At 42.6% G+C, this 15,462-nt stretch carries 17 protein-coding genes; 3 read left to right on the forward strand and 14 right to left on the reverse strand.

The genetic code is table 11. The features are described 5' to 3' along the window. The first annotated feature begins 141 nt into the window (after positions 1-141). Complete coding sequence (locus AC4E8A_RS13525) at positions 142-681, forward strand: CBO0543 family protein (RefSeq protein WP_490193668.1); 540 nt, start codon at positions 142-144, stop codon at positions 679-681. A gap of 26 nt (positions 682-707) precedes the next feature. Here AC4E8A_RS13525 and AC4E8A_RS13530 read toward each other — a convergent pair whose 3' ends face one another. The 4 genes from AC4E8A_RS13530 to AC4E8A_RS13545 form a co-directional block, all read right to left on the reverse strand. Then, positions 708-1,016, reverse strand: a complete 309-nt coding sequence (locus AC4E8A_RS13530; protein WP_490193669.1) for a YrhK family protein — start codon at positions 1,014-1,016, stop codon at positions 708-710. Between the two features lie 664 nt (positions 1,017-1,680). Beyond that, positions 1,681-2,670, reverse strand: coding sequence for a DMT family transporter (locus AC4E8A_RS13535; protein WP_490193670.1), 990 nt, complete (start codon positions 2,668-2,670; stop codon positions 1,681-1,683). Between the two features lie 300 nt (positions 2,671-2,970). Next, positions 2,971-3,144 (reverse strand): hypothetical protein, encoded by a 174-nt coding sequence (locus AC4E8A_RS13540; RefSeq protein ID WP_490193671.1) that lies wholly within the window; start codon positions 3,142-3,144, stop codon positions 2,971-2,973. 419 nt (positions 3,145-3,563) lie between these two features. Further along, entirely contained in the window at positions 3,564-4,133 is a 570-nt protein-coding gene (locus AC4E8A_RS13545) for a hypothetical protein (RefSeq protein WP_490193672.1), read from the reverse strand. 280 nt (positions 4,134-4,413) lie between these two features. Between AC4E8A_RS13545 and AC4E8A_RS13550 the strand changes: the two genes are divergently transcribed. Beyond that, positions 4,414-4,542 (forward strand): hypothetical protein, encoded by a 129-nt coding sequence (locus AC4E8A_RS13550; protein ID WP_490193673.1) that lies wholly within the window; start codon positions 4,414-4,416, stop codon positions 4,540-4,542. A gap of 301 nt (positions 4,543-4,843) precedes the next feature. On the opposite strand, the gene AC4E8A_RS13555 is transcribed toward AC4E8A_RS13550, so the two are convergent. The 3 genes from AC4E8A_RS13555 to AC4E8A_RS13565 all read right to left on the reverse strand — a co-directional run bounded on the left by AC4E8A_RS13555 (position 4,844) and on the right by AC4E8A_RS13565 (position 6,624). Next, entirely contained in the window at positions 4,844-5,413 is a 570-nt protein-coding gene (locus AC4E8A_RS13555) for a GNAT family N-acetyltransferase (RefSeq protein WP_490193674.1), read from the reverse strand. Continuing rightward, positions 5,410-5,889 (reverse strand): DUF4306 domain-containing protein, encoded by a 480-nt coding sequence (locus tag AC4E8A_RS13560; protein WP_490193675.1) that lies wholly within the window; start codon positions 5,887-5,889, stop codon positions 5,410-5,412. Before AC4E8A_RS13560 ends, AC4E8A_RS13555 begins: the two co-directional genes overlap by 4 nt. A gap of 117 nt (positions 5,890-6,006) precedes the next feature. Beyond that, positions 6,007-6,624 (reverse strand): class I SAM-dependent methyltransferase, encoded by a 618-nt coding sequence (locus AC4E8A_RS13565; protein ID WP_490193676.1) that lies wholly within the window; start codon positions 6,622-6,624, stop codon positions 6,007-6,009. 596 nt (positions 6,625-7,220) lie between these two features. Between AC4E8A_RS13565 and AC4E8A_RS13570 the strand changes: the two genes are divergently transcribed. Further along, positions 7,221-9,020 carry a M3 family oligoendopeptidase gene (locus tag AC4E8A_RS13570; protein ID WP_490193677.1) on the forward strand — a complete coding sequence of 600 codons (1,800 nt, stop codon included), beginning with the start codon at positions 7,221-7,223 and terminating at the stop codon, positions 9,018-9,020. A 222-nt stretch (positions 9,021-9,242) separates the two neighbouring features. On the opposite strand, the gene AC4E8A_RS13575 is transcribed toward AC4E8A_RS13570, so the two are convergent. The 7 genes from AC4E8A_RS13575 to AC4E8A_RS13605 form a co-directional block, all read right to left on the reverse strand. Beyond that, the gene (locus AC4E8A_RS13575) at positions 9,243-9,500 is read right to left on the reverse strand and encodes a GNAT family N-acetyltransferase (protein WP_490193678.1); all 258 of its coding nucleotides are present in this window, start codon (positions 9,498-9,500) and stop codon (positions 9,243-9,245) included. Continuing rightward, positions 9,446-9,772 (reverse strand): hypothetical protein, encoded by a 327-nt coding sequence (locus AC4E8A_RS13580; protein ID WP_490193679.1) that lies wholly within the window; start codon positions 9,770-9,772, stop codon positions 9,446-9,448. The genes AC4E8A_RS13575 and AC4E8A_RS13580 overlap by 55 nt, the downstream gene beginning before the upstream one ends. 79 nt (positions 9,773-9,851) lie before the next feature. Continuing rightward, entirely contained in the window at positions 9,852-12,935 is a 3,084-nt protein-coding gene (locus AC4E8A_RS13585) for a GNAT family N-acetyltransferase (protein WP_490193680.1), read from the reverse strand. A 447-nt stretch (positions 12,936-13,382) separates the two neighbouring features. Then, the gene (locus tag AC4E8A_RS13590) at positions 13,383-14,213 is read right to left on the reverse strand and encodes a VanW family protein (protein ID WP_490198871.1); all 831 of its coding nucleotides are present in this window, start codon (positions 14,211-14,213) and stop codon (positions 13,383-13,385) included. A 90-nt stretch (positions 14,214-14,303) separates the two neighbouring features. Beyond that, a complete protein-coding gene (locus AC4E8A_RS13595; protein ID WP_490198872.1) occupies positions 14,304-14,873 on the reverse strand; it encodes a GNAT family N-acetyltransferase in 570 nt (189 codons plus the stop codon). Between the two features lie 14 nt (positions 14,874-14,887). Beyond that, positions 14,888-15,025 (reverse strand): hypothetical protein, encoded by a 138-nt coding sequence (locus AC4E8A_RS13600; protein ID WP_490193681.1) that lies wholly within the window; start codon positions 15,023-15,025, stop codon positions 14,888-14,890. Between the two features lie 18 nt (positions 15,026-15,043). After that, complete coding sequence (locus AC4E8A_RS13605) at positions 15,044-15,415, reverse strand: DUF4181 domain-containing protein (RefSeq protein ID WP_490193682.1); 372 nt, start codon at positions 15,413-15,415, stop codon at positions 15,044-15,046. Between the last annotated feature and the right edge of the window lie 47 nt (positions 15,416-15,462).

A 15,462-nucleotide genomic window follows, 5' to 3' on the forward strand; every position in this document is an offset into this window, starting at 1 on the left:
AGCCTCTGTTCATAATCACTTTCTGTATAATGTTACCATCTTGAGAGCCTGATGTCCTTCTTTACATTTGAAAAGCAAAAAGTTATTACATAATCGCCCCTGACATAAGTCAAACTATCATAAAAAGGAGGGATGATGCGAATGCGGAGGAAAAGCTCTGTTGTTTCAATCACTTTTTTGTCGGCGACCACATTGATAGGAATCATATTACTCCCCTTTGCCATCTTCAAACGTTCATTTAAGGACTGGCTGATCGTTTTTCTGGTGAGCGTCCTCGGTAATTCCATGGCAGACCGCTACTTGGTGTCAAAGGGGTATCTTCGCTATAACATCCGGCCGATTAAAAACAGATTTAAAATTCATTTGCCATTTGACTACGTTCATTACCCGCTCCTTCTTCTTTACTACAACCAATGGACATTGAATAGCAAACCAGCAGGCATATTCTTTAAACTGTTTCCTTTTGTGATTCCCCAAGTGATGATTGAGACATTGGCTGAAAGAAGATCTAATTTGATAACTTGGAGAAAAGGCTGGAAATGGTATCACTCTTTCCTGACTCTTGTGATTAAGCTTTTGCTGTGCAGAGGTATCATCGCCTTAATAAGAATTATCAACAAAGATACAATCTCAGTAAAGAAGACTCCATATCATGAAAGCCGTGAATCGAATGATCATTAAAAAAACGTTCCTCTCATCGAGAAACGTCAATTATTTTGATCCTGAAAATCCTCTTCGGAAAATCGTTTCATATGGATATCCCGCAAAACGTTGATCAAAGCGCGGGAAATCATAAGGAAGCTTCCCGCAAGAAAGAAACTGACAGCTATTAACCTATCAGCATCAGTGAGGAATAAAATACTCCCGATCATATACAAAATTCCAAGCAGGATATCATTAAAATAGCTGATAAACTGATAACGATTGCGGATCACCATTCTTCTTTTTCTGCTTAAGTAGATCTGCAATGAATCGTCATCCAATTCTTCCATGCGTCTTTTCAACTTTCTTAACATCAAACTCACCTCTTGCTTTTGAGATCATCCTGGTTTTCTTTTTACCCTGAATCTTTTTAAATAAAATCTGCACCTATAAAAAAATCCGATTTCGCAAAAATTACCAACTTCAAAAGCGTAAGCGCCTTGGTCAGCCCCGACAGGCATAAGACGAGCCGGCGCTGTTTTTCGCTTCGCGGTGTCAAACTGAAGGGGATTCATATGAGAAATACGAATTATGAGGAGTAACCGGAATTCGATCATGAGTCATCGCAAGGAGGGAGACTGAAATTCGATAGCCGCTTTCTTGCCCGCTGGATTTGCACAATAGAAGAATGAATTCGCTAGGTGCTAAATCCGTTCCAGTAGGTACGCCACCTGGCCGCTGGAGGTAGATCCCGATCTAATCGTTATTATCCACTCTCAAAAATGTCAGAGTACGCTATAAAATAAAAGGCTGTTTCCACATCTATTGTTGCTTCCGCAAAAAATCCTAAAAGCCGGATTTTTCCCCTGCATACTTAGTTTTTCGCTTTGAACAAGGAGAGAAGCTCTTTTCTCTCTTGCTAAACAGGGGTTTTTTCAGTTCATTCCTCCACTATCTTTCGGAATTATTTTCAACTAGCAACAAAGTTACACAAAAGAGCCAAAAAAAGAGCAATCCCGATGAAGGATTGCTTTGTCTTTACATTTTTATTCCTTTGCCTCGTTCTGGTACGATGACTCTTCCTTTCACCTCGATTTTCCTGCTGTATAAACTGTGCAGGAGCATGCCGAGTATTATAATGAAAAGCCCCAGCATCGCCATACCGTTTGGGAACGGGGAGGACAACAACAGAACTTCACCGATGATCACGAACAGGACCTGTGTGGATTGAGTCGCTTCGACAGCAGCCAATTTTGCCTGGCTGTCTCTGACTTGATCCGTCGCAATGAAAAACAACGTTGTGGCAATGACTCCAGAGCAGATGGCGACTATGAATGATTGAAGCACCTGACCCATGTGCGGAAGCCCAGCATGCGTCAATCCAAAGGCGCCGACTATAAGCCAGAACGGAATGGTTGCCAAAGTCATTCCCAGTACCCTCTGAAAAGTATCCAGCCTTCCTCCGCAGATTTCCATCATTTTACGGTTTCCCAGGGGATACGAGATGGCTGCAAGAACAACAGGAAGAATCCCGACCATCATCAACCTTATGGTAAGTCCATCTGATTGCTGCCATTGAATGAGGATGACTCCAGACAATATCAGAAAAGAAAAGATAAGTGCCTTTACTGGGATCTTCTGCCTTACCTTCTTAAGGCCAATTTCAGTATGCCGCATTTCAAAGAAAAGCGGTCCAAGAAGCACACCAGCAATAATAGTCAGCTGCCATGTACCCGCAACTAGCCATCCCGGTCCATAGGCTGCGGCATAGGTCAAAGGTGCATAAAACAAGACGAAACCGACGAAGCTCCATCCCACCCAGTGGATCGGATGTTTAGCCATCTCAATAAGCAACTGCTTAAGGTTCTTCCTGGCCACCACAATCAGCAGCAAAAAAGGGACCATAAAGAAAAACCGCAGCGAAGAACTCCACAGCCAGCTGCCTCCTGACAGCTCCATGGAGCGGTTTAAGATAAATGTTACTGCGAAAAACATTGATGCAAGAATGCCAAGCAGGATTTCCTTCATATCATCACCACTCAGTTCGTAATTAGTACTATATGATTTTGTCGACTAACATTCCTTTTTCCATGCCATTTTAAAAAGCAGTTCGAATAATGACTCTTTTCATCTGCTTTCAGCCTTTATTCTTCTCTTTTTAAATAAGGCTCTTTTCGTAAACTTTGTTGCTATTCAATATAAATTTCAACTAATATCCTGGTAAATCGTCGTCAAAACCGCGGTGAGCAGGAAAGAAAAGAGCTGCCCGTTCTTTTTCGAGAGTAAAACCCTATGAATACAGGGGAAAAATCCGGCACTTGGGATTTTTCAGAAAGCAACAATATATGCGAAAACAGCCTTTAATAAACAATGCTGGTTTGGTTGTGCCCCGGGATAAAGAAAGATCTTCAGTTCATCTTCTTCAAACCTGGATTGACATTGATCCAATCCAATCAACAGCTGCAAAACAAGTTTCTGCGCTTTTTCTAATCCTCTAACCATACTGTTGAATTATCTTTGCTGAACCTTCTACTCGATAAGAATGTTACATAAACTGCTTACCTCATCCACTGCTAAAATCATGAAAAAACGAAATGCGCAGATGCGTGATTCAGTTTAACGATGCTGGCTTAGAAATGTTTTTGCTCTGTTGATGGTTTATCATTATTTATCCTCATTTAGAAAGCACAAACAGCAGAAAACATTACATTGACTCAAATAACAAGGGGGACATTTAATACCTTATTGCATATTCACAGCTACTCAATAAGGAAGGAAGGAGTGAGTGTATCCACCATAACGTTTTCTGCTTTTTTGGATTATTACAGCATAAAAGGACCCTCTCACTGATTTCTCTCCTGCAATTCAATTATATTGCAATCTTCTGACAAATCAAACCTTTTATTGTGAATTAATCCAATCTAATCATCCATAACTTTTTGATACTCAGCAGAATGACTTTGCATTTCAATCAATGTCTTAACCCAATCTGTCCTTTTAATATTTTTCTCCACAGCAATGAAGGTATCACTTTCTTGCTTCCACTCATCGCTGGTGTCGTGGATATGATGAAGAATGCTGAGTTCATCCCCATGAAGAGATAATTTTTCTTTATCTCCAATTTCATCCATCAGTATCTGAATACGATTCTCCATAAACCTGGCCGTGTTATGAGTCACACCATGCAGCTGGCTTTCTTTATCGAGGCTCAACCCTCTGGCAAGATTCTCAACCTGCAGGCTTTTCATTCGGAACATTTCAAGAGCTTCCTGTATTTCATTCAAAGACACCCTGGAAATCTCTTTTTCTTCTAGTGCATTCCCAGTCACAAAGTTGATGGTATCCACTTGAAGGTCCAGCATTCCAAGCCGTTCATTAAGTTGTTTATTCAAATATTGTTCCATCTTTTGATTGTCTTTGAATTGAATTCCAGCAAACACCAGAACCGCAGCCATTAAGCCAACCAAAATTACTATTCCTTTATTCTTCAAATCGTACCTCCGAATATCTTGTAAAAAAATTCAATCACAAATTCTATTATACTCGGAACTTAGAAGAACAGCACTTTTTCGAATAAAAAGAATTCAAGAAAATCGGGACAGGAAGCGGCTTGGATTGAGGAAAGGAGTCCCGATTTTGGCGGAATCGGGACAGGAAAGGGCTTGGATTTGGGAAAGGAGTCCCGATTAGGACGGAATCGGGACAGGAAGCGGCTTGGATTGAGGGAAGGAGTCCCGATTAGGACGGAATCGGGACAGGAAGCGGCTTGGATTGGGGGAAGGAGTCCCGATTTTGGCGGAATCGGGACAGGAAAGGGCTTGGATTGGGGAAAGGAGTCCCGATTTTAGCGGAATCGGGACAGGAAGAATCCACTCTCTGCTGGAGGAGAAATCAAGCTAAAAATCCTACACCATTTCATTGATTTCATCATGTGTTTCCTATGCAGTGTATGCCCGCATCTGATAACATCCTTGGCACCATACGACTCACCTTGCTGGGTTCCTTCTGAACGGCAAACTCCTCTTTGATCAATCACAGCCCCCAGGAAGTTTTCTTCTATTTTTCTGCTTGAGCAAAAGTGAAACCATAACAATTTCCACCAGGAGCTTCATATAAATATAGAATGGCTACCGGAAGTCCCAAATTCTTTACATACACCTTCTTGCTTCGAATAGTCATCGATTTACCTGATTTCCTATTCTCACTCTTCCTGTAATCGAATCCAGTCTCTTTTTAGTAAAGAATAGCTGGAATGATCATAATATTCGCCTCTGTATAAGTGCTTTTCTCTGTAAATTCCTTCTTTCAGGAAACCGAGTGATTCCAATAATTTTGCAGACTTTTCATTCTCTAAAGCTGTATACGCATTGATTCGGTTCAGGCCCATATTTTGAAAGCCGCTTTCAATGGCAGCCATCAATGTCTCCTTCATATAGCCGTTCCCCCAATGATCCGGCAAGAGATCATATCCGATTTCGGCGATATGATTTTCTGTATCCCAGGAGTCATATCCACATGTGCCCAGGCGTTCTCCATCCATTTTTCTGATGATGAGCCAGCGGTTGTTCCCTGTTTCTTCAGGCTTCTGGTTCCATTTGATGAATTCCCTCGCATCATCGAGGCTTGTATAGATCTCTTCATCAAATAAATACCGGCATACTTCCTCATCACTGTACAGTTGAAAGATGAACGTATCATCTTTCGGCTCTACACTTCTTAAAAACAACCGTTCCGTCTCTATTGCCGGAAACCTGCAGCTGCCCTCATTCATGTATTTCCCCCCCCCTCGCTTGCAAAAATTCCTTGGGTCCTGATCGATAAAACGCACATCAGTAAAATCAGCATGATGGAGCTGATCTTCACACTATTGAGGAATATGGCGGTACCTTCCTCTGTTGGTGTGATAGAGAAAGTCAGAAAGAAAACAATCCCGTATACGGCTATGATAGTCCATCCCACCCTCTTACGTTTAAAGGGATACCCTATGAAGAATAACAGGAGAAGAAAAAACACTGCCATGCTGGATGGAAAAACTGGATGAAATTTGATGGCATAAAGATAAAAGTCCGCTTGTACGATCTCATTTCTCCCCAGCCCTTCACCGTCATCCATCATGCTTGAGATGACTGCTGTATACTTCCATTGGTCCTGATCTTCCAGTAAGCCGCTTCCTTCATACCCTGAAAAGAAAGCAGCCACAGAGAAAAATAGAAGCAATAAAGATATAATGGAATACTTATATTTCATATAAAGCTTCTCCTTTTTGATTGGTGCGGCTTTTTCTCTATTTTAACACGAGGAATTACCGTTAAATGGATAAAGTGGGAAAAATTAAAATACCTCCATATGATTAAACGGAGGAATCTATATCGATTCTTGTTTCTGGAATAACGCCGTCATCAATCCTGTCACACCAAAAAGCCCTTTCTCTGCTGGAATATCCTTCATTAACCGAATTTCAACTGGGGCGTACCAGCCAAAGATCGCCTTCAATTTTTCTTCAGAATACCCTAGGCCGGGCTTTAGGGCTCGTTCAATCAAAGTGAGATAATTACTCCTCCTGTGTGGCGGTATATGATGAAAGCAGCCTGAGTCATAAACAAAGTCATAGTGGCTTTCTTCATGCTCTAAAAGAAAAATATCCTCTTTGATAAAATTAATATTCATCCCTTTTTCCTCAGCACGTTCCTTTGCCCAGTTAATGGCTTCCTCCGAAGAGTCAACCGCATCCACCTTGAATCCTTCTCCGGCAAGGTAAAATGCATTTCTCCCGGGACCGCACCCTAATTCCAGTACCTTTCCATTCAGTAAAATTCCCTTCGTCATGTATTCTACTAGATTCTCATCCGGCATGTCGGCAAAGAACGGCACCTTTCTGTTTCTGTCCGTGTAAAAGGTGTCCCAGTCAAACCTCTTCTGTTCCTGTAAAAGACTGTCCAGCATGGCCAGCACATCATCATTGCTCGTCATCCATTTCTTCATTTCCTCATCCCCGTTTTCAATTATTCTTTTCTTTCATATTACTAGCCTCTTTTCGTAAACGTTGTTGCTATCTGATAATAATTCCGAAAGATAGTGGAGTAATGAACCGATAAAAAACCCTGTTTAGCAAGAGAGAAAAGTGCTTCACTCTTCGGTCACAGCGAAAACGTAGTATGCAGGGGAAAAATTCGGCTTTTGGGATTTTTCCGAAAGCAACAATATATGCGATAACAGCCTTTTACTAAATTGCACTGAAGTGCATGTTACAACAGCATTAATGCTTCATTATTTTAAAAAAATGCAAGGTTCGTGACCTGACCCCAAATAGCCACTTCAAGCACTCAGACACTATTCATTTTTCGCGTAAGACTTAAACGAATACGATCCTATTCAACCAACCGGCAGTGCTGAATCCAGGAAAATATGACCATTTAAAGATGTATTCATTACTGAGAAGCACTTCATTTATTACGAATATGACAAACAAATGACACACCAAGAAATCTCAGTCCGAAGTTGGAGGAATATTCTCAATCTTTGCGTTATACTAAGAAATGTGGAAGAGATTAACAGATTACTAGGGGGCTGATGAAACATTGGAACAAACGATCAGTAAAAATTGGGACTTGAATTCAATTTACGCAGGAGGCAGTGATTCCAACAAATTAAAAGACTACATGAATCAGCTGGCTCTTTCCATTGAGGAGCTTCACTCCGAAATCGGAGCCACCCTTAATCAGAAGGAATTCTCCGTAAATACCTTAGTGGACCTATTCAGAAGAGTACAGTCCATCATGGAAGGTACACTTCAAGTAGATGAATTCTTGATTTGTTTCTCTTCGGATAATGTAGAGGACCATTCTTCATCTGGATTGGTTAACAAAAGTGCCAGACTGCGAAGCAACTTTGAGATTCTACTTGGTGATCTCGACAGGCTCCTCACCGAACTGCCCAAGGATATCTGGAACACCTTGCTCCAACAAGAAGAAGTCAAACGCTATCGTTTTTTTCTTGAGGAAAGAAAGCAGCGGGCCAATGATAAACTACCGGGAAATATGGAAAAACTGATACAGAACCTTTCCGTCAATGGATTTACCGGCTGGGAGAGCCATTATGACCAGCAGATAGCAAAGCTGCGAGTAAAGGTGAAGAAAGATGGAGAAATCAAAAGCATGACGGTGGGAGACGCCTTTTTTGAAGTACTCACTTCCTCCGACCGCACATATAAGCAGGAGATCATGAATGCATATAAAGAGGCATGTGAAGCAACGGCAGATACATATGCTTCCATTATTAATCATATATCCGGATTCCGCCTGGACGTCTATGCTCAGCGGGGTTGGAACAATGTTTTAAAAGAGGCACTCGAACAAAATCGAATCGAAGAAAGCAGCTTAAATGCAATGATTTCTGCCATCCATTCCAGACAGGAAGCCATTCACCGATTCTTAAAAAGGAAAGCTGAACTGTTAAACCTGGAAAAGCTGCAGTGGTTTGACATTCCTGGCAATACCTTTACATCCGAGAAAAAGGTCTCGTATGAAGAAGCAGTAATCATCATTGTGGAACAGTTCAATGATTTCAGTGAAAACCTGGGAAACCTTGCTGAAAAGGCTTTCCATGAGAAATGGATTGAAGCAGAAAATCGTTCCAACAAAGCAAATGGCGCCTTTTGTGCTTCTCTTCCTTTGGAAAAGGAAAGCCGTATCCTGATGACCTTCAGGGGAAGTTACCTCGATGTCATCACACTGGCACATGAGCTTGGGCACGCATATCACAATTACATCCTTGACGAAGAACCTGCATTCGCCCGTGAAAAAGGGACCAGCGTCGCGGAAACGGCTTCTACTTTCTGTGAAAATCTTGTGCTGGATGCCGCCCTTTCAAAAGCAGAAGATAAAACAGAAAAATTATCACTGCTGGAGTCCAAAATTTCAGCGGGTTTATCGTACCTCTCGTTGATCCCATCCAGATTCCAATTTGAACAAAAGTTCTATGAGAAGAGGAAAGATGGATTGGTAAGCTCCCATGAAATCACAAAGTTAACAGCTGAAGCTGAAAGAGAAGTATATGGAGAGTATGTCGACAAAGTCCATGAACACAGCTGGATCACCACTTCCCATTTTTACAGTACTGAAAAAGCATTCTATAACATTCCTTATACCATCGGGTACCTGTTCAGCAATGGAGTCTATTCTCTCGCTAAAAAACAAGGAAAAGCATTCAGCCGTCAGTACGATGAGCTCTTGCGTAATTCCGGAAGAATGACTGTTGAACAGCTGGCGGAAACCTATCTCAATGAGGATCTTCAACAAGAGGCATTCTGGCAGTCTGCGATACAGCCTGTTGTAGATGCAATTGAGGAATACATTGAATTGACAGAGGAATTTATTTAAAGAGAAACCCGGAAACATTCGTTTCCGGGTTTCTCTGCTCGTTATAAATCACAGGCGGCTGCTGGAAAACAGCTTATCGACATACAATAAAAGAACCTTGTGGGTATATGGTGTAAACGAATGCCTTGCATTCATCTGAAGAAGAAACGTCATTTGTAAGTGAATTCGTTTTTAATCCGCTAAACACATACCAGTCCTTCCTTTATTTTGTTTTTCCTGCCTTCAAAGGATTATTTCGTATTTGCTATGCTTTCCATATATTTCGGAGATTCCTTTTAATGCATAATGGCGTTGATAATAATGGTTCAACCCTTTATTGCTGTTAAGGCAATCAAAACGAATGGAGGATTTGCCGTGCTGCCTTGCGTTCTTTTTCGTCCATTCCATCAGCGCATCCCCAATTTCAAGCCCCGCATAGTTACGGTTCACCAAAATCCGGTGAAGATAAATGACATTTTCTTGTGCTGCTTCTCCCCCCATATATCCATGTCCCATTCACCAGGCTTGTCTTCAAGAGTTATGGATGCGACTGATTCCCCTTCTTTTTCGAACAAATATGTATTCCGCCTCTTGATGGATTCGTTGATCTCGTCACTATTCCCTTCCAAGTCGGTCAGATAATAGTCCCACTGGGTTGTTCCCTTTGTCTTGAGCCACTCAGCCGCATTCACCAGCAAATCCAAAACCTTTTTTAGATCATTTTCTTCAGCGACCCTTATTGAAACCCCTTGTTCTTCCAACAAAAAAGCCATTGAGTCCCCTCCTCTTCCTACAGCAAAAGGGACAGGTCCTGTGCACTTAACAGTAGTCTGCCCCCATGTTTTCGTTCGCCTATCTAAAGGTTAGCTCTTTAAGCTGGTTAATATTCCGGGATAATCCCTCTTCCCCGAAAAGGAGGACCGTTGGTTTACTTGTTATGATTTCGCCGCATGAAGCAGACCACTCTTGCGTTGAACCGACCACGAATACCTCCTGATTCATATAGAGTTCAGAAAGCTTTCTCGAATCAGGATGAATGAGTGTAATTCTTTCATTCCAATCCTCAGATCCTACTGTAACGTAATCGCTATCTCCAAGAACGAACTCCTCAACTCCGGCAAAGTACTTTTCAAACACACCATCCGTCGGCATTTTCGCGAAACAGGAAGAAAGGGCTTCTCCTGGTTTAAAGAAAGCCTCCATATCGAGTAACTCTCCAGTAAAAGTCCGGCCGGAATTTTGGTGGACTTCTCCATAACAAGCCATGACCGGAACCTCCGGCAGAGTAAGTGCATATTGCTTCAGCACGGTACCCTTCATCGTTTCATGTTCTGTAAACACGGTTGTCAGGCAGAGTCCTGTCCATTGGTTACCGCTTGAATCCACCCGGTTGACCTTTTCTACAGTTGTTTTTTCTTTCATCATCGAGTAAGGGCTGACATTCTGGAAGAAATAGCGAATGCCTCCTCCCCATGGATTCCACCATGCTTTAGGTCCAGCTTCGGGATATTGATTATGCAAGGTCTCCTTGCCGTTCATTGTCAGTGAGTAGATTCCTGGGTAGTACCCCGGCGAAGCTCTGAATGACAAAATCCCATTATCGACAGACCAACTGCCATTTTTTGCTTCTACTTCAACCTCTTTCCTGCCTGTTACCAGCTGGATTGTTTCGAATGCTGCTGTTTGACCAGGATTGATGAAACTTCCCTCAATCCGCTTGATCCCAGGGGAATGATGTTCGACCTGAATGTCCATCCCCGAGAGTCCATCCTCTTTTTCAGCATAGCATTCGAAGATTCCTCCATCACTTTTCAGCTTTAAATTTCCATGAACATATGGAGTCAGCATTGACCGGAACGAGTATTCCACGGTTTCACCAGCTGAAGAAATGAAGTCCCCTCCTTTAGGTTCTAGCGAGTACAGCGGCAGCTCTTTCATTTCAGGAGCATCTTCCCCTTCTACAAATTCACGCCACTGCTTCCAGTTCCTTGATGTATTGATTCCGACTGCAATGGGCCCGAGGCAGATTTTCCCCTGGGGTGGCAGCTGACCGAAGTTATATTCAATGCCAAACCGCCAATCATCTTTCCTGCCAGTCGCTGCCCGTGGCCAGGCCAACCCCGTAGTATCGCCTTGATACCCCTGAATGAAAAGCCAATTTCCAACTATCTCTTTGTCTTTTATATAATCAATGAACGGGATGACAGCCTCAGTTCCAATCATAACACCTTCCCTTTGAGGAAGAGCAGCCCCTTTTAATTCTGGATAGACAGGCTGCAACAGAAGACCTTCAGGTTGAGCCGCGCTCCCTATATTGATGACCTCATGGCTTATCTCTACATAGCCGTCGCCAAATAGTTTAATATACGTATTCAATATTAGGGATGGAAAAGCTTCTGAATCCAAAGTAGTCTTCATCACCATTGCTTCTACCAGGTCGATGAACTCTATATTGGATGCTTCTTTCTTCGAAAACTCCTCACTGAATGGTTTGCCCAGTTTTGGCGGGAAGAACGTCATGGCTTCACCAGTGGAATAGATCGACCCCACTTTTACAATATGATTCCGCTTTTCTATTTCTACAAAAAAGGAACCGTTATAGCCATACCATTTCTCTTCCGTTTCTCCTCCAAACTTACTTCCAAACCCCGGAAAAGCCAGGGCTAATTTTGCCTTGAAGGTAATCGGTTTCTGATTAGTGTTCTGTGTGACGGTTACTTCTATCTCTTCTGATAGGAATCCATTTTTCAAAAGTGTGACAGGAACTGGGAATGAAGCCCTTTCTTTCCCCTTCAATACGGAAGCCACTTCGGTCCTTCCCCATTTTAAAACCTGATTTTCCGGCAATTGAACACTAAATGTACATTCTTCATCCAATTGACTCTCTATATCCAAATGGATCATTCCTTTTTGCTGCGCTCTCCAATGCCTTTTAGTAGAGCGGACAAATACTTTTCCCGTCTGCATCGGGAAGACCCCGGTTTTCAGGGGGAAGGCGCTGCCGTTGATCACTACGTTCGAACTTGCGACGGGATGGGTCTTCCATGGACTTGGTTCGCGATCAGGGACAGTGACGCTTACTGGAAATTCTCCTGTCCACTCTCCCTCTGCTTTGACAGAATGATAAAACGAATGGTCAACATTGCCCTCATCATTGCCTGATAAAGAGACCTGCAGGGGATTTTCAGTCCTGTTCAAAACTTTATAGGTTACAGGATGCTCCTCATTTTCCAGAAGTTTAAATCCCGGCAGACTCATCTCTACCAAAAGGTCCTGCGTTTCGATCAAGCGGATACCGCGCCCGGTCCGTTCAATTTGCACACGAACAAACTCATCACCAGCCTGCCACTTGTACTCATAATACGTATGTTCATTTTCTTTGATTCCATCCGGCTTCACTTCAATTTCCCTCTGGCTGGTGGTGTACCAGTCGTGCTTGTCAAAGAAAGGACGGAGCCATTCGATTTGCATCACAAGAGGAATGAAATTCATTAAATGAGTGCTATCATCCCGGTCTTCCCAAAAGAAGCCGCACTTCTTGTAAAGCGGAACAGCTTTTGTGTTCCCAGCCCAGGTGAACAGGTCCAAACGGGGCCATTTCAATTCAATTGTCTTTTCCAGCGCTTTCAAAACAAGCTGTTTCCCGATCTTCAGCCCTTGGTACTTTGGATGTACATTCAACAACGGGATGTAGAGTGCACCTGTGTCTTCGCGATATTGTGAAAGCCCGCAGTATCCGACAACCTCTTCCCCCGCCAATGCCAAAAATAAATGAAGATTAGTAGAATTTTCCTCTTTCTCTATGACCTCCTGCGCTGTCGTGACAACTGAATCTCCTCCCCAGTCTTCACGGCTTTCATTCCACATCTTCGCGATTCCTTTTGCAAGGCCTTCATGGTATTCAACGATTTTGATTTGTTCTGCTGTTGTTTCCATATAATCCCCCCAGCTACGTTTCTAGTAATCTACTCTCTCTTATTTTTTTGCTTTTCTTACTAGTATGAACGTGCTTAACCATCGTCATCTCCCCCTTTAGCCGTTTTGATGGAAAAGGACTTTTCTTCCATCCACAGTTTATGATTTATGAATGACAGGTTAAGAATATTCCGAGTTTAACAGTTGGAACATCATAGCTTTCCTCCCTTGATCCATGACCCGATTTGGCAGCTGCCGAAAACGGATGCAAAAAGCAATCCCAGTAGCATTATGACCCAGCGGAAAGCCGGTTTATCTCAGCCAATCCTTCAGCGTTCAGCACGACAAATAAGGTGGCTGCCATCAGCATGGCATAGCAAAAAATATTTAAGCCTATCCAGGAAAAACCGAAGATTTTTGCCTCTCACCTAATCCCCCCTTTTTTGCATTGGCACCCCTAGAAAAAACTCAATTCACTACATCCTGTTTCTGTTCAAGCAAGGGTTCATACATCATCAAGGCATGATTTTCCGTGATATATTGATCATCCATCATTTCTCCTTGACTATTATAGACTTTTCGATGCAGCCGGTTGTGCCGGATATACCCGCCCCAATGTTCATATGTAATCAGATGATCCTTTTCGTACACCTCATAGGACTTTAACGGTTTATGTTTCGTTCTCCATTCTCCGGAAAGATGGGTATCATTCAGAAAAACATGAAGTTGATACGCCTCGTCAGTCGTATTCTTGATTTGAAGATCGAGATAATTGTAGGCACAGGTTGCTCCGCTCCCAAACGGCTGGGTCCGGTTGGAATCCGGAAAAACATCATAGGAATGGCGATGCCGTTCAGTAACTGTAAGAGGGGTATGAAGCGTCATCCAATAAATCAAGTTGGATAACTGGCAGAGGCCTCCTCCAATCCCTGGTCTGAATGATCCATAATGCAGTATCATGGCGTCAAGATACCCTTTTCTCCTGGTTGTATTCCCTAGCAGCTTCCAATAAGAAAATGTCTCTCCCGGCTGAATGACAATCCCGTCCAACTCTTTGACAGCAACTTTCAAATTGGTTATCTTGTTATATTGATACCACATATCTACATCTTTGAGTTTCCTTAGCAGGAGGGATTGATGTTTAAACACAGCAGCGGGAAGCAACTCCTCAGAGCGGTTTACAGCAAATGTTTCTGTTGTGTTGATCCACTCCACATACCGTTTTGCGCGATAAAAAGCTGTCCCAAGCTGAATCCTGAGATTTGACCGTTTCTTCGGCTTCAACGCCATAGATTTAATGAAATCCATTTCCAGTCACCTGCTATCCCCTCAATCTTTTATATTAGTGTACTATAACCAAACGATCAGTTGACTGATTTTTCGGAAAAATCACCTTCTTATATCAGCATTCTTATAATAAATCAGGTTGTCCGTCCACTCCCCGAATTCATGGATAAACCCTTTTCTTGTGCACTCATACTCCATCCCGATACTTTCAGCCAACTTAACAGATGCCGCATTGTCCAGGTTGATATGCGCTTCAATCCGATGATAGTCCAGTTCTGAAAAAGCAATGGTCAACGCAGCTGCCACAGCCTCTCTTCCATACCCCAATCCCCAGTATTGGTTATGGATCGTGTAACCGACCCTCCCCCATTGAAAGTCATTTCTCGCCAGGGTGGAGAAGTCTATCATCCCGAGATGCTCACCCGTTTCTTTAAGAAAAACGGCAAAAATATACGCATCGTCTTGAGAACGCAGCTCCTGATGACTCTTTACCAGCGAAGCATACCACTCCTCTGTACAGTCACTCATATCCAGTTTTCCCGGATCATGTCTGTGCTGTGAAGGCAATCTTTCATTGAAGCCTTTATACCAGGCTTGGTAATCTTCTCGGGTTAATGGCCTCACTAAGAGCCTCTTTGTTATTGTTTTATATGTATATGGATCTTCCACTATATTCTGCACCCTTCTCACTCCTTCTCATGTCTGTTCTGCAGGCCTCTTAACAGCTTTATCATTTCATCATTCTGCTTCACGGTTTTCCTCAGTGTCACCTCTATTGAAAATAAAGTAATCATAATAAACAGCACTGGAATAAATACAAGCATGGTGTCAGCCCCCTTCTCCTAAACCAGCCAAAAACGAAAGGCATACAGCAAGCCGAGCACAGCCACAGAAAAACATAAAATAATCAGCGTCTTTAAGTATTCTTTTGATCCTTTTAAGTACTTCCATTCCATAAAAGATTGAAAACCGAATGTAAGAATAATAAAAATCAGCCAGTAGATACTCATAGCCCGATCAAATTCAGGGATAGCACGAATCTTTATCAGTACGACAAGGAAAATCAACAGCAGGACGCCTCTTCCCCAGCGGTCAAGCAATCTCCCCTCTGTATCTGAAAGCTTCCGCTCATCCTTTCCCAGCCATTTAGTCAACCCTTGATTAACCAGCCAAAATACAGCCAAAGCAATGACCATAAATAATAGGAATTTCATAAACATCCCCCCCTTTAAGACGAATCAGGCAATGAAAATGTTTCAAA

Source organism: Bacillus sp. SRL337, from assembly GCF_984799155.1.